This window comes from Akkermansia sp. (genome assembly GCF_020860705.1).
In the GTDB taxonomy this organism is placed as follows: Bacteria; Verrucomicrobiota; Verrucomicrobiia; order Verrucomicrobiales; family Akkermansiaceae; genus Akkermansia.
The window spans coordinates 39,785-64,947 of sequence record NZ_JAJBTT010000009.1 but is presented as its reverse complement, the minus strand read 5'-3'; the positions used below and the strand labels follow the sequence as shown (position 1 = coordinate 64,947).

The following is a 25,163-nucleotide window of genomic DNA, read 5'->3' as shown; positions in this document are numbered from 1 at the left end:
TGCAACAATATTGTTCATTACCCTCGCTGTCCGTATATTTACGCCGCCCCCGCGCGAGGGTTGCCGGGGGCGCCGGGGCATTTGTCGACGTATTCGGCAATCGTCGCTGCCGCTCCAAACGAATGAATCGTTTCTGCACACACAACCCGTAAATGCAGCATAAGCCGTTACAGCATGTTTCGCCGTCGTAGCAACAATCCGTTCCGTTGACCCCGGTAGTCGACATAATACAACAGGCTGAGTTAGTTGCATCAGGGGCAGAAGGAGAATCTTCAGGCAAAACAACTCTTGAAAAACTTAAACAGCCAAGAAAACTCAGGCAAAACACAAAAAATTTAGTTTTTCAATTTTTTATAGGTGTTCATTATCCCTCTCTTCACCCTCTACTGTTTGAGTCAGCCATCTTAAGTGTCCGTTTGTCCGAATCCCTTTGTGATACTTTTTTTGCTGTCGTTTTGACGGGCGTTGCATTTTCCTTGCCGGCATACTTATCTAATGTTTTTAAACCCAGATCCTTTTCAGCCGGACCATCATCACCTAGTGCTTTGGTTTTTAAAAGTGTCATCCTATAATTGTCCATAGTATTTCCCAAATAGGCAAAAATGCGTTGATCATTAGTTGTTAAACTGGCATTTTTGACGGCAGTTCCTGGTTCAACGTCATGTTCGCGCATAAGAGCATGAAAATTTGCTTGCATTTTTTTTAAGAGCTGAGCTTTTGTATAGACTACTCCATGCCTGTAATAGGAGGTAGCCTCTGAGTTCTTTGCACCATTAAAGACGACAAAAACGGAAGTATCATTACCTTTTTTATCTATACAATGAACTGTCCAACCGGTACAGTCGCCAGCGCCAATGGACAATTGACCGCCCGCCTTAATCATATCGACAGCACCATTGACGATAAATCCCAATTGACGTCGTATAGTAATTTCGGTTTCATTCATCCCTTCTTCTAGAATGGGATTTTCCCCAAAATAAAGAACCGCCTTATCTGCCATTTTGCCGGCATACCCGTTTTTGGCGACTTTCTTTTCATCTAAGGTGTACATTTGCATTAAGGTGCCGAAATTTGTATTCATCACTTTTAAGAGCGTTTTAAAATATTCTTTATCAGATACGTTGGTGGCTAATGTTTTAGGAATAGTGAAGTATGGTTTTTTCGTGACTGTGTTAATCCCATTTGATAATGGAGGCAACGGTTCAGCGATATCTTGAGATGTAATATCATAGCGGTTAATCGCTGGAAAACTAGTCAGCTTATTATTTTTTTTAAGCTGTGTTATGCACATTCCGTCTTTATAATACATTAAACGATAATTTTTGTACAACTCATAATCTGATATCGTGTTAATCGTGACAAGATCTATGATTTCTTTAGGAAATTTTGCGTTGTTTGCATTTTCTTTAAACGCTTTTAAAGCCTCTTCTTTATCGGCTTGAGACAATTTTCCAATAACTTTTACTTTAAGCATTTGTTCGACTTGTTGTGCATCCAGTTCATCCGCCTGCGTATAAGACGACAAACCGCCCCATAAAACCCCCATTGCTAATAAAGGTATGATTGCATGCCGTTTCAATTTATCCGCCATATTCATTTGAATTTTTACTTGTTCCATGATCTCATCCTTCCATTATTTTTTAGCGTAATGCCTGTCTTCCCAGGCGTTACAGCATTCAGCTGGATATGCCGCGCTGGAAACACGGCACGATTTTCACCAGATTGCCATCATCCGTTTATATCATGCCTGATTTTGGATTCAAGTTAGAATGATTGGTTTAAAAAGGCGTGTGGAATGTCCCGGAGGGTTTTTGTCAATCTTCTCCTTGATTGCCTGCGGGGATTTTTTGTTCTGTGAAGGGAGTTGCGTGTGAAACGTTCCGGAGCGTTTTCAGCAGGGTAGCCATGGCGTCGATGTCTTCATCCGTCATGGAAGACAGGCTGTCCAGCTTCTTCTTGATGCCGTCCAGCACTTCTTCGCGGTAGGTCATGGGTTCCCCGTCGTGACCGTGCAGGAAAAAGGAGGTGATCGTGCTGGTGAGGGTTCCTACGAAGCCTATTCCCGTGAGCATCAGGAAGACAGCCAGGAATTTTCCTGGAGTGGTGACCGGGTAGGTGTCTCCATAGCCCACGGTGGTGGCCGTGACGAAGGACCACCAGATGCCGTTGGGCACGCTCATCCCCTCTGCCAGATGAATGCCCACGGCTCCCAGCAGGATGATGGTCAGCGCGGCAATGCAGATGTATTTAAAACCGTTCGTATTGAAAAACCTTCTGATGAGCGTGGCGAACCTCATGGCATAGGAGAACAGGTTCAGGTATCTGGCAAGACGGAGAATATCGGCCAGCCGCGCGAAGCGGAACAGCCGGAACAGGACGTCAAACGGAATGATGGCCAGCAGGTCCCAGACGTGTTCCTTCACAAAGATCCATTTGCGCGGGCTGAAGGAAAAGCGGACGGCGTAGTCCAGAACGAATATCCAGTAAATAACCCTGTCCGTCGTGACTTCCCATTCCGCGGTCTCGGAAGTCAGGTCAATGGCCGCCAGCGCAACGGCGGTCAAAGCCAGCAGGCACATGCCCGTTTCATAGGCCAGTTTCAGAAAAAGGAAATGCCGGGGCAGGTGGTGGAAGGCGTTCATGACGGGGTGTAAAATGAGAAAGCCGCCCCCGGCAGGGAGCGGCTTGTAAAAAAGAGGCCGTTTTCGCCGGAGCCCTACTTCAGCAGAAGCTGCTCCATCAGGGCCTGGGAGGACTGGGCCAGTACGGCGGGATCGTCCAGCATGCCGGCGCGGAGCAGAGCGGTGTTCGCAATCTGGTCCGCGACCATCTGCGCCAGTTCCGGGTTTTCCGTCCGCAGGGAGGAAAGCTTCTTCACCAGCGGATTGGAGGGGTTCAATTCCAGCTGGGGATGGCTTTTAGGGATTTCCTGCCCCATGGCCTTCATGTACGCCCTCATTTCCGGTCCCATGTCATTGCCGCTTTGCAGGGCCACGGCGGCGCCGCTGACCAGGCGCTTGCCCAGGGTAACCTTGGAGAATTTGTCCGGGTACAGTTCCTTCAGCCATTCCTCCAGGGCGGTGGCTTCCTCCTGGGGCAGGGCGTCTTTCTGCTCCTCCTCCAGCTCGGGAAGCTCCACGTCGGCGCGGTCGATCATCGTGACGGGCTTGCCGTCCACGCTGGACAGGGAATCCAGCACGAACTCGTCTCCATGGTCTGTGAAGAAGGCCACTTCATAACCGCGGGCCTTGAAGGCTTCCAGGTACGGGCTGTTTTCCAGATGGGAGCGGGAAGGGCCGGTGAGCGCGTAAATGGCTGTCTGCCCTTCCTTCATGCGGGTGACGTATTCTTCAAAGGAGGTCGTTTCTCCCGGAGCCGTGGAGGTGGATTCAAAGCGGAGCAGCTTGCCCAGGGATTCCTTGTTCGGCCAGGAGGTGACCACGCCCTCCTTCAGGTAGCGGGAGAACTGTCCGTAAAATTCCTGGTAGGTTTCCTTCTCGTCCCTGGAAAGTTTTTCCAGGTGCTTGATGAAGCGCTTGGTAATAATGTCGCTGATCTTGCGCACCAGGGAGTTGTCCTGGAGCATTTCCCGGGAAATGTTCAGGGGCAGGTCCTCGCTGTCCACCACGCCGTTCAGGAAGCGCAGCCATTCCGGCAGCAGGCCTTCCGGTTTGGCGTCAATCAGCACGCGCTTGCAGTACAGGGCCACGTTGGCGTCCACGCGGCCGAAGCCGAACATCTCCGGATTTCTCTTGGGGATGAAAAGCAGGGAATTCAGCATGATGGGCGCATCCGCGCTGAAATGCATGTAGGAAAGGGGCTTCTCATCCGTGTGGGAAATGAACTGGTAGAACTCGTCGTATTCCTCCGGCTTGACGTCGGATTTGGACTTGGACCAGATGGCCTGGACGGTGTTGATGTGCTCCCCGTTGAAGTTGATCGGGAAGCCCACAAAATTGGAATAGCGGCGCAGAAGCTCCTTCACGCGGTATTCCTGGGAAAACTCCTCGTATTCATCCTTCAGGTGGATGACGATGCGGGTGCCGCGGTCCAGCGGCTCGTCCAGCGTTTCAATGCTGTAGCCTTCCCGTCCGTTGGAGGTCCAGCGCAGGGAGGCCGCCTCCGGCTCCCAGGAATGGGTAAACACTTCCACCTGGTCCGCCACCATGAAAGAGCTGTAGAACCCCACGCCGAACTGGCCGATCAGGTCTGCGCCGCCTTCCTGCTTCTGCTTGAGGGCTTCCATGAACTTCTTGGTGCCGGAATGGGCGATGGTTCCCAGGTTCTCCACCAGGTCCGCCTCCGTCATCCCGATGCCGGTATCCGCGATGGTGATGGTCTTGTTGTCCTTGTCCGTGGTGATGGTGATTTCCAGGGGGGTGTCCGGCTGGTAGATGCCGGGAGTCGTGAGCTGTTTCAAGCGCAGTTTTTCCAGGGCGTCGGAGGCGTTGGAAACGAGCTCCCGGACAAAGATTTCACGGTCGCTGTAAAGGGCGTTGATGACAATATCCAGCAGTTGGCGGACTTCCGCCTGAAATTGATGCGTTTCTGTATTCATATGGGAAAATGTGTTGCGGTCGCCATTATACGGCCCTCGTCAAGAGGATGGACAGTTTTACGGCACGGGCGGGGCCTCGCATGTCACACAAAAGGCCTTTTTCCCGGGCATGGGGCGTCCCGGGCAATTTTCCTTGAAACAATGCCGGAAACTGATCAGTATTATTTTACAAATATGATCTTCTTACCATTCTTGAAAAAGGGAGCTCTTTTACTGGCTCTCTGCGGCATGCTGGGCACCGGCATGCTTTCCGCCCAGGAGTCCCAGCCCGCGCCGATTACGGAAGCGGGGCTGAAGGCTCTGGATTCCAATGTCTTCACCAATGAATTCATGCTGGCGCTGAAGCCCAACGTCACGCGCGACCGCATCGCGAAAATCAAGGATCCCTTCGTCCGCGGACTCGCCCGGCAGATGGCGGAGAAGAAGTATGACCGCAAGGCGCGCGCCATCACGGCGGAACCGTATGAACCGGTCAAGGACCTGGCGGACCGCCTGCGCACCAGTCAGTACAGCAAGTTTGAAAACCCCACCGGCATCTTTTTTGAGGAAGGGGAGGATGTGCTGGTGATCATGGAAGACCCCAAGGGGGAAAAGCTGAACCTGGTCATCCACAACTTCGGGCGCGACGGAGGCCGCAGTTCCTACCCCCTCAAGGAAGGAATCAACATCATCAAGGCGAAGAACAAGGGGCTGGGCTATATTGAATACTTCACGCCCAACTACAAGAAAGCCCCCAACGTGCGCCTTTCCATTCCTTCGGGCAAGGTAAACGGTGTATTCGTAGGCGGCGTGAGCAAGAACAGCGACTGGAAAAAGATGCTGGAAAATTCTCCCACGGAAGTCGTGGACATCGTGGGCAGCCGCGTCCACCTGGTATATCCGGTGGAGGAACTTAAAAAATTCTGCCCGGACAAGGGGGAGGAACTGATCGCCCTGTATGACAAGATCATCGGCATGGAACAGCAGATCATGGGGCTGTACAAATACAAGATGCTGCCCAAGAACCGGATGTTCGGCCGTGTAATATGGAATGGCTTCATGCATGCGGACGGCACGGGCGCCGCCTTCCACAACGGCACGATGGGGGAAGTGGGCAATCCGGACAAGATTCCCGGCAGCGCCTGGGGCATTGCCCACGAATTCGGCCACGTGAACCAGGTGCGGCCCGCCATGAAATGGGTGTCCACCGGGGAAGTGACCAACAATATTTATTCCGCCTATGTGAACTACATGCTGAATCCTTCCAGCATGCGCCTGGAACATGAACGCATCAACGGAGGGGACGGCAACATGATCGGCGGCCGCTTCAACGCCTACCTGAACAACGGCATCATGAAGGGGGAAAACTGGCTCATCCAGGCCGGACCGGACAAGCGCTCCGGCGGGGATAACCGCCCGATGGTGCATGACCACTTTGTCAAGCTGGCCCCCCTGTGGCAGCTGGAGCTGTACTTCAAGGTGGCCGGGAAGGGCAATCCCGACTTTTATCCGGACATTTTCAACAAGGCCATCAAGATGGACACCAAGGGCAAGAAGGACGGCGAGCTTCAGCTCGCATTCATGAAGAACGCCTGCGACGTCTCCAAGCAGGACCTGACGGACTTCTTCCAGAAGACCGGAATGCTCAAGCCCATTGACCAGGAATTGGACGACTACACCTGCGCCCGCATGACCATTACGGAGTCCGACTGCAAGAACCTGGTTTCCTACGCCAAGAAATACAAAAAGCCGGAAAGCCCTGTTATTTACTACATCTCCGTCAACAGCGTGGAGGCATACAAGAACCGCCTTCCCGTCCGGGGCTCCTACAACCAGGGCATTACGGAGCAGGGCAACCGGCGTATCATTTCCCATAACGTATGGAAAAACGCCGCCGTTTTTGAAACCTACAACGACAAGGAACTGGTCCGCATCACCATGGTGGGGACGGATTCCAAGGACAATTCCTCCACCACAGTTCCCTACCCGGAAGGGTCCACCAGGATTGAAGCTGTTTCCTGGGATGGCAAGCGTACGCTGGTGTACGGCAAGCGTCCCGCCAAATAAAAGCTTAAGAGGTTAGCGTGTTCGGGCGCCGCCGTTCTCCGGAACGGCGGCGCTTTTTCATGGGAGGGTTGATTTTCTTGAACCGGATGGAGCGTTACCCTTACACCGTGTGGTTTTCTGTCGCCTGTGACAGGATGGGAAATAAAGATTCCCCTCCGCTTACCCTACGGAAGAAATTCAATCATGAAGGCCGGAAACCGGGCTTGCCCGGTTGGACGGAAAGCGCAAGCCTGAAGCCCGCAGGGTGAGTGAATCTGAAAGAGGAACAAATCAAACCTTCATTCCCAGATGATCTTTCGCGTTCAAACCATGGGGATATTCTCTTCCACCGTGTTCTTTAATGGCCAGCCTGCTGGGAACAAGGGGCTCCCGCCCCTTGTAACTCTGAACGGAAAACGAAAGGAGAAAAATTCACTTCGCGGCGTCTCGGAATCTTGCATTCAGGGGGGTGCCTGCATAAAAAACCGCCCCTGCTGAACAGCAGGGGCGGTGAACGACGAGGTTGCAGCGGAAAGATTAGTTATTGTTGCAGCAACAGGAGTCCTCAGCCTTTACATGCCTAAGACGCGCTTTCAGGATGCGCTTGAAGTCCGTGCCCAGCAGGATAAAGCCTCCCGCCAACATGGCAATATCCTTGATGACAAGGCGTCCCGCTCCGGACAGGTAGGGAAAGCCGTGGTTGGGGCCGCCCAGATTCGGCACCCATGTTTCCGGAGTGGTAATCAGGAAGGAAAGGGTGCCCACAGTCATGATGATGAGCAGACCGTCTCCGATGATGCCCACCTTCGGAAAAAAGAGGCCCAGCAGCACGAGCGTCCCGATGGAGACAATCATGGTCCCCAGTCCGTAGGAAAAGCCGTAGGTGTTATTTTCCCGATGCCAGGCAATGTTGGCTGGCACCACGTCTCCTTCCTTGTTCATGTGCAATTTGTATTCCGGAGCCTTCTTATTGTAAAAAAAACTCATCATGGGGCTGTTGGCCACGAAGGGAACGATGCCGTCCGCTTCATACTGGAAGGCCTTCAGGCCGCCAATCCACGCGAAGACGATGAAGATGGCTACTCTCAAAAAATTAATGCCGAATCGTTGGACTTGATCAGCGTACCGAAGGCATTTTTCTGGGGATGAGCATGCAGTAAACATATCCGCTTGTAATATTGAAATGATTCAGCGTCAAGGGAATTTGGTTTAATTCCATTTATTCCTATAGGAATATAGAAATCAGGCAAGCCGTAAGACGTTCTTTTTTAATCTAATGGTGTTTTTTAGATGTGAGTGCAAAAAACGGAAAAGGAGAGATGTGAATGGCTGCGTTTCCAGATCTTGGCTTGCGGCGCTCCCGGATGATTCCTGAAGGCCGGGAGGCCTTCATTCCCAGGCGCCTTGTTTCGTTCAAGTTGCGGGAACATGTCTTCCTCTGCCTTTCCTGAAGTCCGGGACTAGAGAGGTGACTTGTTCATCTTTCAACTTCCCTTACTCTGCGGGGTCCATGCTTCTCATTCCGTCCAACCGTGCCGCAGGGAGCTGGAAAAGTCGTTTACTTTTGAACGGGCCCGGCGACTTGGCTGTATAACATGAGATGGATAAGGCGGGAAATTCCGGAAGCATGAAGGGAAAAATGCTGCTGTTTGTGGCCTTTTTGATCATTTGTTTCAACTTGCGCACCGGGTTTGACTCTCCGGATCCGCTGTTGGGGACCATTGAGAAGGACATGGGCCTTTCCCTTGAAAATTCAGGACTGTTCGCTCTGTTGCCTGTGTTTGTGCTGGGCGTGGCCGCGCCCATTTCCCCGCGTGTGGCGCGCTGGATGACACCGTGGAAAATCATTTTCTGGTTCCAGCTCCTGGCCGTGGCCGGCATTTTCTGGCGCAGCTGGGACGGGGTGACAGGCTTGTACGGGGGCATGATTCTGATGGGGCTGGGCATGGGGATTGCCGGAGCGGCCATTCCCGGACTGATCAAGCACCAGTTTCCAGACCATGCCTCCGCCATGATGGGCATTTACAGCGCCATGATCGGGGTGGGGAGCGCCGTGGCCTCCGGCTTGTCCGTTCCCATCTCCAACATGCTGGGCGGCTGGCGCTTTGGCCTGGGGATTTGGATCATTCCCATCCTGCTGGGCATGCTGGTGTGGGGCGCCTACTTCCTGAAGCATCCGGTCGGGGTGCTCCAGGGCGATCCGTCTGCCTCAGGGCGCAACCTGCTGCGCAGCAGCAAGGCATGGCAGGTCACTATCTTTTATTTGAGCCGGGTGGGGGCCGCCTACTTCTTTTACACCTGGATTCCGATTTTCCTGAGAGAGCGGGGAATGAGCTATGTAGACGCCGGCTTCATCCTCTCCGTAGCCATGTTTGCCCAGCTTCCCGCCACGCTCTCCGCGCACGCCCTGGAAAAAGCCACGGGAGGCCGGGGCCTCCTCATCGTGATGGCCATGGCTTTGGCGGCCCTCTCCTGCTGGGGCATCCTGTATCTTCCCCTGGACTGGGCAGTCTGGATGGCCATTCTGTTCGGCCTGGCGACGGGCACGGTTTTCAGCCGCGGGATGGCGCTGATGGTGGAACGGGCCAGAACCCCGTCCGAGGCGATCCGGCTTTCCGGCATGTCCCAGGGCATCGGCTTCACCATGGGAGCGGTGCTGAGTTTGCTGTTCACTTCCTTCCTCCATCAGAGCGGTTCCTTCCTGCCGTTCTGCCTGGTTTATACGTTTTTCTGCGTGCTCGGCATCATTTCCGGCCGCCTGTCCGCCCAGCCTGGGTACGTATGATATAGTGAGTGGTGATTTTAACTATTAACTGTTAACTATTAACTCTGATTTTCAGGCAGAAGCTCCTTATTCTTCCATCTTCTCCCCAACCCGAAGGGCTTGACGCTGGCGGAGGGGGCGGGTAAGCTCCTGCCCGTTAAATTTTATGAAGGAAGAGATTGTACGTATCCAACGGGACGCCCTGGCGCGCATCGCCCAGGTGTCTGACAGGCGCGGCGTGGAAGACGCGCGCGTCGCCATCCTCGGCAAAAAAGGGGAGCTGACCATGGCCCAGACGGGCATGAAGGACGTTCCCAAAGAGGAAAAGCCTGCCGTCGGCCAGCTGCTCAACGAAGCCCGCAAGGCTATTACGGAAGCCCTGGACGCCAAGCTGGAGGAAGTGCAGGCCCTGGCGGACAAAGCCGCCGTGGCCGGCGTAGACCTGACGCTTCCGGCCCGCTCCCTGCCGCTGGGCGGCCTGCACCCCCTCACGATTGTGCGGGATGAGGCCATCGGCATTCTGCGCCACATGGGCTTTTCCCTGGCGGACGGTCCGGAGATTGAGGATGAGTTCCATTGCTTTGACGCGCTGAATACGCCGCAGGACCACCCGGCCCGCAATGAGAAGGATACGTTTTACTTTGATTCCGGCAAACTGCTGCGGACGCACACCTCCACCGTGCAGATCCGCTCCATGGAAAAACAGACGCCCCCTGTGCGCGTGATTTCCCCAGGTTCCGCCTACCGCCGGGATGAAATTGACGCCACCCACCTTTCCGCCTTCAACCAGCTGGAAGGCCTGTACGTGGATACGGACGTTTCCGTGGGCGACCTCAAGGGGACGCTGGAATACTTCCTGCGCGCCCTCTTCGGGGCCGATACGGAAGTGCGCTTCCGCCCCCACTTCTTCCCGTTTACGGAACCCAGCTTTGAAATTGACGTGAAGCTGAAGGCGGCCGGGCAGGAACCCCGCTGGGTGGAGATCGCCGGCTGCGGCATGGTGGACCCCAACGTCTTTGAAGCGGTGGACCGTGAGCTGGGGCTGGAACCCGGCGTGCAGGCCCGTTATGCGGGACTGACCGGGTTTGCCTTCGGCATCGGCCTGGACCGCCTGGCGATGATCCGCTGGGGCATCCGCGACATCCGCGCCCTGATTGAGAATGACGTGCGCTTCCTTGCCCAATTCCAATAATTTTTACCTTATTCTGACATGAAAATTTCCCTTAATTGGCTTTCCCAGTACATTGACCTGGCCGGTCTGGGCGTGGGCGAAATGTCTGACATGCTGACCTTTGCCGGCATTGAAGTGGAAGACATCCGGCAGCAGGGCGTGGATTCCCCGTATGTGGTGGTGGCCCGCGTGGCTGCCGCGGAACAGCATCCCCAGGCGGACCGTCTGAAGATCTGCCAGGTGGACGTGGGCGACGGCACGCTGCACCAGATCGTGTGCGGCGCCCAGAATTACAAGGTGGGGGACAAGGTCCCCTGCGCCCTGCCGGGAGCGGTGCTTCCCGGCAATTTTGAAATCAAGGTGGGCAAGCTGCGCGGCGTGGAGTCCCGCGGCATGCTCTGTTCCGCTTCCGAGCTGGGGTTGCCGGACAAGGAACACGGCCTCTGGATTCTCCCGCAGGAGCTGGAAATCGGCACGCCGATCGCCCAGGTCGTGAAGGCGGATACCATCGTAGAGGTGGAAGTGACGCCCAACCGTCCGGATCTGCTTTCCCACAATGGCCTGGCGTATGAACTGGCCGCTATTTCCGGCCGCGCCTATAAGCCCGTCCCGGTGGACGACGTGAACGTGGAGCTGGAGCCCGCAGGGGATTTTGTGCGCCTGGACCAGCCGGAGCTGAACCCGTACTACACCGCCGTGAAAATCAGCGGAGTGAAGGTGCAGGAAAGCCCGGAATGGTTGAAGGAACGCCTCGTCGCCATCGGCCTGCGCCCCATCAACAACATCGTGGACGTTACGAACTACGTCCTGCATGAACTGGGCACCCCCCTCCATGCCTTTGACGCGGCGAAGGTGCACGGCGGCCTCGTTACCCGGACCGCCTATGAAGGGGAAACCTTCCACGCCCTGGATGGCCAGGAATACACGCTCAACTGCACGGACCTGGTCGTGGCGGACCAGTCCGGAAAGGCGCTCGCCATCGGCGGCGTGATGGGCGGGGAGGAAAGCGGCGTGACGGACGCCACCACGGACATCATTCTGGAGTCCGCCTGGTTCCGTCCCTCTTCCGTACGTGCCACGTCCCGCAGGCTGGCCCTGTCTTCCGACTCTTCCTACCGTTTTGAACGCGGCACTTCTGCATGGAACGTGCTGCGCGGTTCCGTGCGCGCCGTGGAGCTGATTCTCCAGCTGGCGGGCGGAACGGCCTCCCAAACGTATGTGGCCGGGGCTCCCGTTCCCAATCCGGCTCATGACGTTCTGCCTTACTGCGGAGAGCCGGACGGCGCCGTTTCCGTGTTTGCCTCTCTGAAGCAGGGGAAGGGCGCCACGGTAACCAATGAACTGGGATTCGTGAAGCTTCCCTGGAAGGCCCTGGACCAGATTTCCGGAGGTTCCATCTCTCATGAGGAAGGCGCCCGCATCCTGACGGCCCTGGGGCTGAGTCAAGTTCCGGACGCTCCGGAATGCTGGCTCATTCCGCCGCACCGCCTGGACCTGACCCGCGCCTGTGATTTGCAGGAGGAAATCGTCCGCGTCTTCGGGCTGGACGGCATTCCGTCCCGCTTCTCCGGTCCCTTCGTCACGGAATCCCCGGTGGACATCGCCTACAACTTCCAGATGGGCCTGCGGCGCAAGCTGGCGGCCCTGGGATTCTATGAGACTCAGACCATCAAGCTCATCGCTTCCGAATCCGCGGACGGCACGATCGCCCAGGTGAAAGATGCCATGCCCCTGCGCCCCCTGCAGGACGGCGACCTTATCCGCGTGGCCCTTCCTCTCAGCGAGGATCATTCCGTACTGCGCCCCGCGCATACGCCCGGCCTGATTGCCGCTGCCGTGCGCAACAGCAACCAGGGTGTTTCCGGCCTGCGCTTCTTTGAACTTGGCCGCGTTTTCCGCAATACGGGCGGCGGCAAGGGCAGGGATATTGAAACGGACACTCTGGGCATCCTGATGGCGGGTGACAGGACGGCGCGTTCCTGGGCGGACCCACGCCCGGAACAGGCTTCCTTTGAAGACCTGCTGGCGGTCATGGAAGCGCTGGCCCCGGGGCACCGCTTTACGCTGACGCCCGCCAAGCCCCGCGAACAGGCCGCCCTGGGGGCGGACGTGCAGCTGGACGGGAAGGCCTGCGGCTACTTTGCCCGCCTGTCCCTGGCGCGCTGCCGTGAGCTGGGCCTGGACCAGCCTGTGTACGTGGCGGAACTGGACCTGCGCAAAATGCAGGAAATCCTCACCGCGCCCGTGAAGGCCGCGGAACTGCCCCAGTTCCCCGGCTCTTCCCGTGACGCTGCCATGGAACTGCCCCTTTCCACGCCCAATGCGGATATTGTAAAGGCCATTGAATCCGCCCGGGAAAAACTGCTCGTCAGCTACTCCTGCTTTGACGTGTTCACGGATCCCTCCGGTGAAAAGCTCCCGGCGGACCGCAAATCCATTGCCTACACGTTCCTGTACAGGGACCCGGGCAAGACCCTCACTGCCGCGGAAGTGGACGCCGCACACCAGCGCGTGCTGAAAGCACTGACGGACAAGGTAAAAGGCCTTTCCTTCAGGTAATCCCCGTCAACGGGCCGCGCGTTTCATGAACCGGAGCGCGCGGCCTCTTTTCATTCTCCATGCATCTGCCTTCCCTGCGCCATGCGGGCCTGACTGCCGCCCGCGTTCTGATGTTTGCGGCATGGTTCGCTTTGTCCGTCTGGGCGGAGGGGGTGGTGTTTTACGATGTATGGGGCGGAGCCGTGCTGGTGTGGCTTTATCTGGCGGCCATGGCTTGCGCCTTTGTCTTCCGGAAGAAGCGTCCCGTATTCTGGCGCGCCTCCTGGGGGCTTCTCGCCCTGCTTTTGATTTATTATTGGTGCATTCCCGCGACGAACGACAAGGCATGGCAGTCTTCCTGGAGCCGCCTTCCCACTGTGGAAATCAACGGGAATGAAGTCGTGGTGAAGGACGTGCGCAGCTTCATCTACCAGACGGAACAGGACTTTGACGTGCGTTACGTCACACGCCGTTTTGACCTGGACAAGCTGGCCACGCTGGATTTTGCCGTGAGCCACTGGGACGGAATGGAATTTGTGGCCCACACCATGCTCTCCTTCGGCTTTGAGGATGGAAGGCAGCTCGCCCTCTCCGTGGAAACGCGCCTGCCGGCGGGGGTGGAGCAGGGGACCATCCCGGGCCTGTACAAGCAATTCAACGTGATTTACATTCTGGCGGACGAGGAGGATTTGTTTGCGCTGCGCACCAATTACCGGAAGGAGGACATGTACCTGTACCGCATCAACATTGACCGGGAAAACCTGAAAAAGGCCTTCCTGGGCTTTGCCGAAAAAATCAACAGCCTTCATGAGCGGCCGCGTTATTACAATACCGTCACCGCCAATTGCACGACGGAACTGGTGGATACGTTCAAGAACTACCTGGGCGTGCGCCGCTGGCAGTGGATGCCCCTGTTCAACGGCATGTGCGACCAGGACGCGTATGACCGCGGGGAACTTCTCCACCTTCCCGGAGAAACCTTCCCGGAACTGAAAAAACGCTCCTTCCTGGGGCATGGAGGGGAAGGAGAGGACTGGGCAGCCCTCCGCCGCCGCTGGGCGGAGAGCTGGCGCACGGAACAGGCCGTTCCGGTTAAAGGGTAGCGAACTGGAAATGCATCCAGTCGTAATCCCGTGCACGTCCCAGGGATACGGCGCCCTCCGCCTCCACGAACTGCCAGAAGGGGGTGTACTCCGGCCCGGACAGTACTGCTTTAGGTGCGGGAATGTTCAGGCCGTTTCTGTCCGGGTCCATGTCCACGGCAATGCCCCAGGCATGCATGGATGTGGCTTTTCCTCCGATGATGGAGCGGTTGTTGAAGCAGCCGCCGTACAGGTCCAGTCCCAGTTCCCTGATCTTTTCCATGCCGTAATGGTCCAGGGTGGCCTGGAAAATGCGGGTGAGCGGTTCCGCTACCAGCTTGTGGCAGCGCATGGTGGAGACGGTAGTGTTTTTCTCCCACGCGAGCCTCATGACGTAGGGCAGCCTGATGCTGGTCAGGTTGCTTTCATCCCCCGCGCGCCCGAAGATGGACGTTCCGGAGCGCACTTCCCCCTGGCTGGGCCAGGAATGTTCCGGTTTCCGGATGTCCAGCTTTTCCATCAGGGCTTGCGCCGTCTGGGGGCCGGGGATGCCGTCTGCATTCAGTCCCAGATGTTGCTGTATCAGTTTCCAGTATTCTTTCATAGGAGGCCACGCTAAAAGCTTTTGCCTGAAAGTTCCACCATTTTCCTTCCAGAGGCATACCTGCCTTTCCGAATGAGGGCAAAAAGAAGAGATTTGTCCTTTTATGTTGCGGAAAAGATTCATTCTGCTACACTTTTATCCATCTTTTATTTTATGAATTCAGAACCATCCAACGTTGTCAAATTTTACAATGGGGAGCAGATTCCCCTGGAGCTGCACAAAGTCCGCGTGGTGCAGAAGCTGCACCTTGTTCCCGTGGAACGCCGCCTGGAAGCCGCGCAGGAAGCCGGATTCAATACCTTCCAGCTGAGCACGAATGACGTTTATCTGGACATGCTGACGGATTCCGGCGTCAACGCCATGAGCGATAACCAGATTGCCGCCATGTTCCGCGCGGACGACGCCTATGCCGGTTCCCAGAGCTTTGACCGCCTGAAACAGGCCGTGTGGGACGTCTTCGGCAAGGAATACCTGCTTCCGGCCCACCAGGGCCGCGCCTGTGAAAATATCATCGCCCGCACCTTTGTGAAGCCCGGCGACGTGGTGCCCATGAATTACCATTTCACGACCACCCACGCCCACATTGACCTGAATGGCGGCAAGATTGAGGAACTGGTGGCGGATGAAGCCGTCAACCCGGTCAGTTCCAACCCGTTCAAGGGAAATCTGGACCCGGCCAAGCTCCGCGACTGCATCGCCCGGCATGGAGCGGACAAGATTCCCTTCGTCCGCATGGAGGCCTCCACCAACCTGATCGGCGGCCAGCCCTTCTCCATTGCCAACATGCGGGAAATCCGCAGCATCTGTGACGAACACGGCATCATGATGGTGCTGGACGCTTCCCTGATCGGGGAAAACGCCTATTTCATCAAGATGCGGGAAGACGAGTTCAAGGACTCCACCTGCGCGGAAATTCTGAAAACCATGTGCGGCCTGGCGGACCTGGTGTACTTCTCCGCCCGCAAGGTCTCTTCCTCCCGCGGCGGAGGCATCTGCACGAATGACCGTTCCATCGCCAAGAAGATGGAGCACCTCGTCCCCCTCTTTGAGGGTTTCCTCACTTACGGCGGCATTTCCGTGCGTGAGATTGAGGCCATGGCCGTGGGTCTGTATGAAACCACGGATCTGACCGTGATTTCCCAGAGCCCTTCCTTCATTGAATACTTCATCGGCCAGATGGTGGACATGGGCATCCCCTGCGTCACGCCTGCCGGCGGCCTGGGCGCCCACATTGACGCCGGCCGTTTCCTTCCCCATATTCCGCAGGAAGACTATCCCGCGGGCGCTCTGGCGGCGGCCTTCTTCATCGCCTCCGGCGTCCGGGGCATGGAACGCGGCACCCTGTCCAGCGTTCGCGATGAAAACGGCAAGGACATTCTGGCGGATGTGGAACTGCTCCGCCTGGCCTTCCCCCGCCGGGTTTTCACGCTGTCCCAGGTTAAGTACGTGGCGGACCGCATGAAGTGGCTCTACGACAACCGTGACTTGATCGGCGGTCTGGAATTTGTGGAGGAACCTCCCGTCCTGCGCTTCTTCATGGGCAAGCTCCGCGCCAAGAGCGACTGGCCTGAAAAACTGGCCGCGAAGTACCGCCAGGACTTCGGCGAAAGCCTTTAAGCGCGGTTTTCTTTCCGAACTCCATGGACAAGGGCTGAGCCATTTTGGTTCAGCTCTTGTCGTGATGAAGCGTGATGGAGCGCCGTATGTTTATGCGGCAGCCAGACTGTAAGGAATGGAAGGGGACTCTTTTTTAATGCAGTGAGGGTAATTTTCGCCCTTCACGTGTTCTGTTGGGAGTTTATAAGGGGCGGGAGCCCCTTATTCCCAGTGGCGTTACCGTTAGAAATAACGTAGGAAGGACACCCCGGCATGCCTTCTGCCAATTCCCTGGCTGGCAGGACTTCCCAGGAAGCGTCGCGTGTCTCTGCGGCCCTAGCTGCGGATGAACTCAAGCATGGCCCGGATGTCCTCCGAGGCCATGGCCGTTTTTGATTTTTCAATCAGGATGTTGCGGCCCGTCATGATGTAGGAGGGGAAGATGCGGAGGCCCATGGCGTGAAAGGGCGTGCTGCGGAGCTTGTAAGTGGAGCCGGAGGGAATGGCGTTTTTCCCCGTTTTTCTGCGGGTGATCATGTTGAATGCCTTTTTGGCTATGTCCCCCATCAGCATCACGGCGCGGAGATTGGGAAAAAGGACCAGCTCCCGTTCCAGAACGGGAAGGCTTTCTTCAATCATCTCCTGCGGAACCGTAGTTTGCTTTTTGGGGATCTTGACGGCGTTGGTGATGTAAATGCCGGTGTCCGTCACGTCCCGGATGGAAGAAACCGGAAGTCCCGCCCGGCGGAACAGGGGCAGGGCGGTGGTCAGATACATCGGCTCGGGCGCGCTGCCGTAAAAATCATCCTCCGGACGTTCCGGAACCACTTCATTGATCATCACGGCCAGGATGGCCGCGGGATCCGTGCACAGGCGGGGAAGCTGCATTCCCTCCGCGGCGATGGACTTCAGTTCTTCCGCCAGGTCGGTCATGGATGGAAGGCGGGGATCAGAAATTGATCAGGCCCTGCTTCCAGCATATCCAGACGGCTGCCGCCGCGATGAGCAGGATGATGAAGAAGGCGGTGCCTGCGGAAGATTTTTTTCTGGCCTGGGGGAGGGCCTTCCGTGTCACGCCGCCTGCCTGCAGGGTGCCTGCGGCCGCCATGGCGTTGATGTAGTCGTTCCACGCCTTGGCGGAATGGAAGCGGTTGCGTTCATCCGGAGACAGGGCCTTGTCAATTCCGGAAAGGAAGTTCATGGGATAGGTTTTCCGCAGAGCCGCATAGTTGGTCACCTTGGGGTTGCGGTCCACCACGGAGCGCTGGTCGGCGGGGTGTGGCACCTGTCCCGTGAGCAGTTCGTAGAAGGTGGCTCCCAGTTCGTACATGTCGCACCAGGGGCCTATTTCACTGCGGCGGCCGGGATAGAATTCCGGCGGGGTATAGCCGGGTGTGATCTGGACGAGCCCCTGGTGCTGGAGGGTCTTGGTGCGTACGGCGCCGAAGTCGATCAGCTTGGGCGTGCCGTCCGGCTGGATGAAGATGTTGCCCGGCTTGATGTCGCAATGGTACACCCCCATCGCATGAAGGTAATGCAGGATGTCCAGCAGGCGGAACAGAAGGTCCGTGGCACGGGCCGGCTCCATGATCTGTCCGGTGGCCTGCATGGTGGTCATCAGGTCAAACAGGGTTTGGCCCTGAATGTTTTCCATGACGTAATAACAGGTGCCGTTGGCGTCAAACATGTCGAACACCTGCACGATGCCGGGATGGCTGAGCTGGGACAGGACGGAGGCCTCCTGCCGGGAGTTGGAAATGCTCTGGGCGAAGTTGATGGCCGTTTGTTCGTCCCGCGGGTGGACGAAGCCCGTTTCCAGGTCCCGGTAGGCGTAGGCGTCAGGCATGCATTCCTTGATGACGACGTACCGGGAATTGGGATTGTCCAGCGCCAGGTAGGTGATGCCGAAGCCTCCGGCGTTCAGGACATTCAATATCGTATACTTGTCTTGCAGAACAGTATTGTTTGCAAGCGGATAAACCAGGGTTTCTTGTTCCATGTCAGGGTAGGAGATGGGTTGGGGGCGGGGAAATCTTTAATTCAATACGCAAGTTCTGTCAAGAATCTCTCAACCGGGATCAATAGCAGGAAACACGGAATTCGTATTCCTCCACGCTCCCGCGTTCCAGGCAGGCGGCCAGCCAGTCAAACAGGGCGCCGAATTCCCCGCCCAGGGTTTCCCCTGTATCCGCCTCCAGCGTTTTCAGGCGGCCGGAGGCCAGGCGCACGGGCGTGAGTTCCGCCAGCAGGGCGGCGCATTCCTCGTCCCCGGCCTTGAAAATCTCCTCCGCTCCCGGCAGTTCGCACAGCCGCTCCTCCGCAATTTCCAGGCAAATGACCCCGATGCCGAATTCGGCGGCCAGACCGCGCAGAGCCGCGCATTCGGAATCATCCGGGAGTTCCCCTACGATGACGAGTTCTCCGCACTGCGCCCAGCGGGAGGTGGCCAGGGTCCTGAAAAATTCCCTCCTGCCGTCTTCCCCTCCGGGCATGCGGGCCACGCAGACGCCGCGGATGCCCATCATGGGCGCTCCGATCATGCGGCGGCGTTGCAGTGCGCTTTTGTCGAACACCAGCGCATTGCCTTCCCATTCCCCCTCCGGCCATTCCACGACGGCCAGGTCCGGCTTCACCCAGGAGGTTCCCGTTTCACTGGTGCTGAACACAAAGACTCCCCTCCCCGTGGTATCGTACTGGCGCACCGCCAGGGCCAGGGCCTTGGCGCGGCAGTTCAGGGCGTCCGGTTCGTTTTCCCCCAGGAACAGGGGCAGCAGGCCCCTGGCTGCCGGTTTGCCGTCCCGGTCCCGCACGCGTTTGTAGTAACCCTGGCCTCGCTCCACCTTGGCAATTTCCGAATCCGGTTCAGAGGCCATGAAGGAAAAATGGTAGCGCAGGGAGGCGTCGGAATACTCCTCTCCCAGCCTGAGGCGCACCAGGCGGATGAGTTCGGTCCCCTTGATGGCCTGGGACGGGTCGGAAGGCAGAAGTTCCGGAAGCAGTTCTTCCAGCTGGGATCGTAAGCTCATATGCCTCCCATGAGACCACGGGACGGAAGGTTCTTCAAGGCGGAAGGAGTTCAGCACATGAAATAAAAAGCTCTTTTATTTGTTCCGGAATACGGCAAGATGGTCCGCATGGCATGGATTACCTCCGGTTATATACCTTCGCCCAGGCGCATGGCCGTAATCGCCGGTACCACCTTCACGCAGCTGGTGCGCATGAAGGTGTTTCTCTTTCTGGGCCTTTTTGCCGTGGCTCTGCTGGCCTTGAGCTCCTTCCGCCTGAGCGCGGTACTGGGGCCGGAGACGGGGGGGATCAATGAACTGGTGCTGCTGAAAAACTCCGCTTACGGCGCCATGCGGGTGTTTGGCCTGTTTTTCTGCGTGGCGGCTACGGCCCTGATTATTCCCAAGGATGCGGAGGACCGCATTCTGTACACCATCCTGTGCAAGCCGGTGCCGCGCATTGACTACCTGATGGGGAAGGTGCTGGGGGTGCTGGCCCTCACCCTGATCGCCGTACTGCTGATGGACGCCGTGATGACGCTGGTGCTGTGGCTGCGGACGGATACGGTGGTGGCGGAGCAGATCGCCTCCCTGAAAGGCCGTTATACGGTGGAGGAAATGCAGCCGTACCTGGACCGGATCCGCCTTCAGGGCGCTACCTGGAACGTGCAGACGGGGCTGGGAGTGATGATGTGCGAATTCGTGGTTCTTTCCTCCCTCACCCTGCTGATGTCCTGCATCACGAACGGAACCATCATCAGCGCCTTGCTGACGTTCATGGTTTACCTGGCGGGGCTGTTCCAGACGCAGGCCCTTTCCCTGTGGGTGGGTTCCGGCACGGGCGGCCTTTCCTGGTGGGAGGTGGCGGGCAGCAGGCTCTTCTCCCTGCTCTTTCCGAATTTCCAGATTTATTCCGTGACGGATTCCGCCCTGAACGGGCAGTTGATTCCCCTTTCCCTGTTCGGCAGCCTGGCGTTGATAACGCTGGGGTATTTTATCTTTCACATGACATTGGCCGCATGGCTGTTCAGGAAAAAGGAATTTTAACCGCGAAAAGATCATCAACCATGAAAACGGGTATCATTGGACTGGGAAAAATGGGAGGCGCCCTGCTGCGGGGCATGCTGAAGGCCGGAGCGGTGGCTCCGGATGAAGTCTGGGTGTACGACCATCACCATGAAAACGTACAGGCCCTTCAGGAGGAATACCCCGGCGTGCATGAGGCGCCTGCGGAGGCTGCCGCGGCGGACGCTGTGGAGGTCCTGATCCTGGCCGTGAAGCCGCACGGCATTCTGCCGCTCATTTCCTCGCTTTCCGAGCAGGGAGCCGATCTTCCACTTTTAATTTCCGTGGCCGCCGCCGTTTCCCTGGAAGACATGGAAGACTGCGCCAGCGATGGAACACGCATTGTGCGCGCGATGCCCAATACCCCGTGCATGGTGCTGGCCGGTGTCATCGCCTACAGCACGGGTTCCTCCGTGACGGATGAAGATGAGGAGGCTGCCCGCCGGCTGCTCTCCGGCTGCGGTTCCGTTTACAAGGTGGAGGAATCCAAAATGAATGCCGTCTCCGCCATTTCCGGTTGCGGTCCGGCTTACATGTTTACGGCGCTGGACGCGCTTTCAGATGCGGGGGTAGCCATGGGACTACCCAGGAAAACCGCTCTGGAGCTGGCCGTGGGGACCATGCGGGGGGCCGCCCTCATGATGGAGCAGACCGGGAAGCATCCCATGGCCTTGCGTGATGAGGTAACCTCCCCGGGCGGGACGACGATCGCCGCCCTGAATACGCTGGATGAATGCGGATTCCGCAACGCATGGATCCAGGCCGTGAAAAGCGCCGTGCGCCGTGCGGAAAAGATGGAGGAGCATTAGCCTCCTATGCCCCAAACATTCCCGGCGGTACTCCGTGCCGGAAAAAAGGAACGTGGAACCTGCCTTTATTTGCCCAGGAACGGCGTTTTCCTCTGCTTCAGGAGTTCCCGATTTTGGAGGTTGAACTGGACTTTCCTGATGGATTTCAAAGGAATTCTGACTTTCCCGGCCGCCGCGGAATGCCCTTCCATGAAGCCGTTCCGGAGGGCTTCCAGCGTCAGGGAAAGGACGCTCTGGTCCGTCAGGAAAACGCGGGTGTCTGAACCGTCCTCCGGCAGTTTCCTTTCCTCCGGACTTTTCTGGTCCAGGGAGCGCACCTTGGCGGTGGGAATGGTGACGTCATAATGGTTCGACTTGATGCGGATGGAGCCGTTTTCCTGAAGGGAAATGGCGCCTCTGAGCACGTCTCCGTTGACCAGCAGGGCTTTGTCCGCAGGGCTGTCCGGGTCGTATCTGGAAATGATGTCCTGTTCTTCCTCCAGACGAGGGATGGCCCCGTTCCAGTCAAACACGTTCAGGTTGAACATAGCCATGTTCAAGCCGTCATAACCGCTCACGGCAAGAGTATTGCCCGGTTTGAATTCATGCTTTTCAGGAGGAGCCGGTTCTTCTTCGTCCTCTTCGTTTTCGTTCTCGAAGACGTCGTCCATTTCCTTGACGTTTTCCCACCGGGCGATCTGTTTGCCGTTGATATACAGATAGTAATTGCCTTTTTCCGGGTCGGCGTAAAAATGAACGTCGGAGCGCTTGATGCTCTTGTCGGAATACCAGTTCTGGTCTGTTTTCCTCTTGACTCTGCCGAGCATCCGGTACTGGGAGGAACTGGACTTGGCGAGTTCCGCCTTGTCCATGGAGATGTTCAGGTCAATGCTGTTTCCGGAGTTGGAATCCTGCCAGAGGGAAAGATTGATGCGGAACGTATTGGTATGATAAAGGGAGAATTGCACATGGAGCCTGGGCGGCATGGGAAAGGAGGTTTGCAGGTCCGTATTATTGGAGCCGCGCATGATCCAGTATCCGTTGCGGCATTCCGGCAGCATCCTGTTGGCGGAGGACTTCCAGCCCTGGAGGGATTCCGTCGCGTTGCGCAGGTAGGCCTTCTGTGAATCAAAGCCGATGTGCCGCACATACTTTCTATTGACGGAAAGAAGGCCGCCCCAGGCGGTTTGAAGTTGAAGGCTTTCCGTATCCAGCGCTTTCAGTGTGCCGTAAAGTTCATCGCCATTGGCAAGCTTAATGACGGAAAACTGCTCCGGAATGTCCAGCGGGCGGGAGGAGACCAGCTCGTCAAGTTCCTCGATCTTGATGTCCACGGGCTTGGAAAGAATGCTGGACCGGATTTTCAGGTACGGGCTTTCCATCGTGTCCAGGCTGCCCGGCATTTTTTCCCCGGATTTAAGCGTAATGACTCCATCCGCCTGTGCGCCGGGAAGATGAACGGCGGCCAGGAGAACGCAGGAACCCAGGAAAAGCGTTTTTACTTGTTTCATGGCAGGAGGCATCAGGGAGTGGAGCGGGAGGGCTGAGCGGAATTCTGGAATTCCACGCGGGTGATATTTTTCAGGGGCAGGGAAAGCTGCCCAAGCTGCGGATGCCGCAGGACAATTTTGACGGAATCCATGCTCAGGATATCACCATGCAGGCGGGAGCCGTCTTTCATCAGGATGCTGTGGCAGGCGGAAGCGGGAGAGTCCCCTTTCTTGTTCTGTTCTGCAAAAAAGACCGTGTCCAGATACTTGGCGGGGATGGAAAGCTCACGGGGAATGCCCGGATACTCCTTGTCTGTGGAGAGGGTCAGCGTCTTGTTTTTGCTGTTGTAGCCGCTGACGGAGCCGGGAATGGCGTCCTCCTCCTTGGTCAGGACGAGATCCGTATCAACGCTTCCGTTTTTAGTTACGGATTTAGCGCTCAGTGTGATGGAAGAAAGCGCAAGCTTGCTGATGGTAAGGGAGACGTGCCCTTCCATCTGAAGGCCGAAGGCATCCCCTTCCAGGGGCTGTTCCGGGGGGCTGGGGTCCGTCATCAGCCTGGGAGGCAGGTCGCCCACCAGCAACTCGTAAACCTGTTCATGCTCTCCCTGCCGGGAGGCTGTCAGCCTGATGTCCACTCCTTCCGTCAGGGTGGGGGCGGGGATATCCACTTCCCCCAGGACGATGATGCCGGACTTCTGTTCCCTGAGAAGAGTGCATTTGCTTGGGGAGATGCTCAGCATGAGCCTGTTGAGGCTGCTGCCGGAATTGGACCGGAAGGCGGTATTCTCGTTCCCTCCGAAGCAGAAGACAATGCCGGTGCGGTCATTATTGCCGTCCATCGTCATGGTGGTGCGGAACGTGAAGGAGGTGGGATCCAGCCCGATATTCTTGTACAGGGGCGTCCAGGTGGGATAGTCGCTGTTGCCCAGCCTGTACTGGTACTTGTCACCCTGGATTTTAGGCTTCAGGGCAATGATCAGTTTTTTCCCGGATTTGGAGCGGTAATCGTTCTCCCCCTTGCTGCCGGAATACACCCAGCTGTTGTCAAAAACCAGCGGTTCCTGCCAGAAACCCTTTTCCTGAAGCGTATTCAGGCGGAAACCGGCTACCTGGCTGCGGGGAATGGAGCGTTCATTGCCCAGCATGTCCCGGTACTGCACCTTGTCCGGCGTGATGGAGATGATATTGCAGGGGATGATGTCCCGGTGCCCGGTAGCCATGAAAATCTTGTCCCTGGCGTGCAGGTCCGGTGTGGAAGTTCCGGTAAAATAAAGCGCACGGATTTCCGACGGGAGGATGACCGCATTCTGGCGCATGGATGGATGCTTGATGACGATGCCCTGCTTGCCGTAGGAGACGATCTCTCCGCGGAGGCGGTAGTTGTCGTCCGTGACCACGTCTACCACGGAATTGGCCCAGGCGGTCAGCAGGCAGGCCGGAGCCAGCAGGAGGGAAAGGCGTATTCTATTGTTCATAGATGGGTAAAAATCTGTAGTTGAGAGCCAGGGAGAGCAGGGCCGCGGAGGTGGAATATGCGGCGGAGTTTTCAGAGAGCCAGGAACCGTTGGGGGCCTGGGAAGCCCCCAGGTAGCGCATGTTTTTGTAATTCCATTCCTTCCAGACCTCCTGGTCCGCATGGAACAGGGCCTGGGACATGTAATATTCGAAATAGAACGGATAGGAGGAATCCCGGTAATTCAGGTTCTTTTTCAGAAAGGCCAGGGAATCCTTGAAGGACGGGTCCGTCTTGAGGCGCGCCAGGGACAGGGTCAGGGAGCCGATGGCCGTGAGGGTGACGCGGGGGCCGGACGGCCCGGTATAACCGTAGGCGCCTTTCTTGTCACGGCAGGAGGCCATGTACTTGAGGCCGCGTTCAAAGGCCTCGTCCGGAACGGGAATGCCCGCGTTGCGCGCCGCGAACAGGGAGACGATCTGGCAGCCGGTTACCGTGCTGTCCGCGTCCGTGGACTCCGGGGAATAACGCCAGCCTCCCGTCTTGTTCCTCTTCTGGGCGGTCAGCGTCAGGGTTACGGCTTTCCGGAGGGCCGGGCCTATGCGGTCGTCCCGCACCATGCCGTAGGCCTCCGCCAGCGCCAGGGTGGCGAATCCGTGCGTGTACATGGAATCACCGATGTAGCCGGAGCCCCTGTTTTGCTTGGACAGGATGTAATTCACGCAGCGGCGGACCATGGTGGCGTACGGACCCGTGTTTGGGTCGTCCCCGTGGGCTAGAACGGACATGAGGCAGAAGCCGATGATGCCGGGCTCCTGCCCGTAGGTTCCTTCATAAGTGCCGTCCGCTTTCTGGGCGTTCTGGAGGTACCTGAGCCCTTTCACGTACATCAGCTCCACTTGGGGAGGCACGGGAGAGGAGTTCCTGGGGGAGGAGGATTGGGCTGCGGCGTTCTGAGGAGCGGCGGCCGTGCAGAAGGCGAGCAGAAAGGTAAGCAGGCTGATGATCTTTTTCATGGGTG

The 25,163-nt window shown here is 57.2% G+C and carries 19 protein-coding genes; 8 read left to right on the top strand and 11 right to left on the bottom strand.

Annotation, left to right across the window (positions count from 1 at the left end):
* Positions 1-376: 376 nt before the first annotated feature.
* From LIO64_RS02100 to htpG, 3 genes are all read right to left on the bottom strand, one after another.
* Positions 377-1,618, bottom strand: a complete 1,242-nt coding sequence (locus tag LIO64_RS02100) for a hypothetical protein (RefSeq protein ID WP_290547798.1) — start codon at positions 1,616-1,618, stop codon at positions 377-379.
* A 196-nt stretch (positions 1,619-1,814) separates the two neighbouring features.
* Positions 1,815-2,642 carry a potassium channel family protein gene (locus LIO64_RS02095; RefSeq protein WP_290547797.1) on the bottom strand — a complete coding sequence of 276 codons (828 nt, stop codon included), beginning with the start codon at positions 2,640-2,642 and terminating at the stop codon, positions 1,815-1,817.
* 74 nt (positions 2,643-2,716) lie between these two features.
* The gene (htpG, locus tag LIO64_RS02090) at positions 2,717-4,558 is read right to left on the bottom strand and encodes a molecular chaperone HtpG (protein ID WP_290547796.1); all 1,842 of its coding nucleotides are present in this window, start codon (positions 4,556-4,558) and stop codon (positions 2,717-2,719) included.
* Positions 4,559-4,732: 174 nt separating this feature from the next.
* Between htpG and LIO64_RS02085 the strand changes: the two genes are divergently transcribed.
* On the top strand, positions 4,733-6,604 hold the full coding sequence (locus LIO64_RS02085) for a M60 family metallopeptidase (protein WP_290547795.1): 1,872 nt from the start codon (positions 4,733-4,735) through the stop codon (positions 6,602-6,604).
* 516 nt (positions 6,605-7,120) lie between these two features.
* Here LIO64_RS02085 and LIO64_RS02080 read toward each other — a convergent pair.
* Entirely contained in the window at positions 7,121-7,747 is a 627-nt protein-coding gene (locus LIO64_RS02080) for a DUF417 family protein (RefSeq protein WP_290547794.1), read from the bottom strand.
* 463 nt (positions 7,748-8,210) lie between these two features.
* On the opposite strand from LIO64_RS02080, the gene LIO64_RS02075 reads away from it, so the two are divergent.
* From LIO64_RS02075 to LIO64_RS02060, 4 genes are all read left to right on the top strand, one after another.
* Positions 8,211-9,368 carry an MFS transporter gene (locus LIO64_RS02075; RefSeq protein ID WP_290547793.1) on the top strand — a complete coding sequence of 386 codons (1,158 nt, stop codon included), beginning with the start codon at positions 8,211-8,213 and terminating at the stop codon, positions 9,366-9,368.
* A gap of 145 nt (positions 9,369-9,513) precedes the next feature.
* A complete protein-coding gene (gene pheS, locus LIO64_RS02070) occupies positions 9,514-10,539 on the top strand; it encodes a phenylalanine--tRNA ligase subunit alpha (RefSeq protein WP_290547792.1) in 1,026 nt (341 codons plus the stop codon).
* An 18-nt stretch (positions 10,540-10,557) separates the two neighbouring features.
* Positions 10,558-13,077, top strand: a complete 2,520-nt coding sequence (gene pheT / locus LIO64_RS02065) for a phenylalanine--tRNA ligase subunit beta (RefSeq protein WP_290547791.1) — start codon at positions 10,558-10,560, stop codon at positions 13,075-13,077.
* Positions 13,078-13,136: 59 nt separating this feature from the next.
* Complete coding sequence (locus tag LIO64_RS02060; RefSeq protein WP_290547790.1) at positions 13,137-14,159, top strand: DUF4105 domain-containing protein; 1,023 nt, start codon at positions 13,137-13,139, stop codon at positions 14,157-14,159.
* Here LIO64_RS02060 and LIO64_RS02055 read toward each other — a convergent pair.
* Positions 14,149-14,742, bottom strand: a complete 594-nt coding sequence (locus LIO64_RS02055) for a peptidoglycan-binding domain-containing protein (protein ID WP_290547789.1) — start codon at positions 14,740-14,742, stop codon at positions 14,149-14,151. The two genes, LIO64_RS02060 and LIO64_RS02055, sit on opposite strands and share 11 nt — an antisense overlap.
* Before the next feature lie 153 nt (positions 14,743-14,895).
* Between LIO64_RS02055 and LIO64_RS02050 the strand changes: the two genes are divergently transcribed.
* On the top strand, positions 14,896-16,359 hold the full coding sequence (locus LIO64_RS02050) for a tryptophanase (RefSeq protein WP_290547788.1): 1,464 nt from the start codon (positions 14,896-14,898) through the stop codon (positions 16,357-16,359).
* A 315-nt stretch (positions 16,360-16,674) separates the two neighbouring features.
* Here the strand turns inward: LIO64_RS02050 and LIO64_RS02045 are convergent, their stop codons facing one another.
* The 3 genes from LIO64_RS02045 to LIO64_RS02035 form a co-directional block, all read right to left on the bottom strand.
* The gene (locus LIO64_RS02045; RefSeq protein WP_345779560.1) at positions 16,675-17,226 is read right to left on the bottom strand and encodes a uracil-DNA glycosylase family protein; all 552 of its coding nucleotides are present in this window, start codon (positions 17,224-17,226) and stop codon (positions 16,675-16,677) included.
* A 61-nt stretch (positions 17,227-17,287) separates the two neighbouring features.
* The gene (locus LIO64_RS02040; protein ID WP_290547786.1) at positions 17,288-18,337 is read right to left on the bottom strand and encodes a serine/threonine-protein kinase; all 1,050 of its coding nucleotides are present in this window, start codon (positions 18,335-18,337) and stop codon (positions 17,288-17,290) included.
* A 79-nt stretch (positions 18,338-18,416) separates the two neighbouring features.
* Complete coding sequence (locus LIO64_RS02035) at positions 18,417-19,364, bottom strand: hypothetical protein (RefSeq protein WP_290547785.1); 948 nt, start codon at positions 19,362-19,364, stop codon at positions 18,417-18,419.
* A gap of 108 nt (positions 19,365-19,472) precedes the next feature.
* Here LIO64_RS02035 and LIO64_RS02030 point away from each other — a divergent pair, with 108 nt between their 5' ends.
* Positions 19,473-20,390 (top strand): hypothetical protein, encoded by a 918-nt coding sequence (locus tag LIO64_RS02030; RefSeq protein ID WP_290547784.1) that lies wholly within the window; start codon positions 19,473-19,475, stop codon positions 20,388-20,390.
* A 20-nt stretch (positions 20,391-20,410) separates the two neighbouring features.
* A complete protein-coding gene (proC, locus tag LIO64_RS02025; protein WP_290547783.1) occupies positions 20,411-21,217 on the top strand; it encodes a pyrroline-5-carboxylate reductase in 807 nt (268 codons plus the stop codon).
* A 65-nt stretch (positions 21,218-21,282) separates the two neighbouring features.
* Here proC and LIO64_RS02020 read toward each other — a convergent pair whose 3' ends face one another.
* The 3 genes from LIO64_RS02020 to LIO64_RS02010 are packed head-to-tail and all read right to left on the bottom strand — an operon-like array spanning position 21,283 to position 25,158.
* Positions 21,283-22,707: a hypothetical protein gene (locus tag LIO64_RS02020; RefSeq protein ID WP_290547782.1), complete on the bottom strand. Its 1,425-nt coding sequence runs from the start codon at positions 22,705-22,707 to the stop codon at positions 21,283-21,285.
* A gap of 11 nt (positions 22,708-22,718) precedes the next feature.
* Positions 22,719-24,164: a hypothetical protein gene (locus tag LIO64_RS02015; RefSeq protein WP_290547781.1), complete on the bottom strand. Its 1,446-nt coding sequence runs from the start codon at positions 24,162-24,164 to the stop codon at positions 22,719-22,721.
* Positions 24,154-25,158, bottom strand: a complete 1,005-nt coding sequence (locus tag LIO64_RS02010; protein WP_290547780.1) for a prenyltransferase/squalene oxidase repeat-containing protein — start codon at positions 25,156-25,158, stop codon at positions 24,154-24,156. Before LIO64_RS02010 ends, LIO64_RS02015 begins: the two co-directional genes overlap by 11 nt.
* Positions 25,159-25,163: the final 5 nt, after the last annotated feature.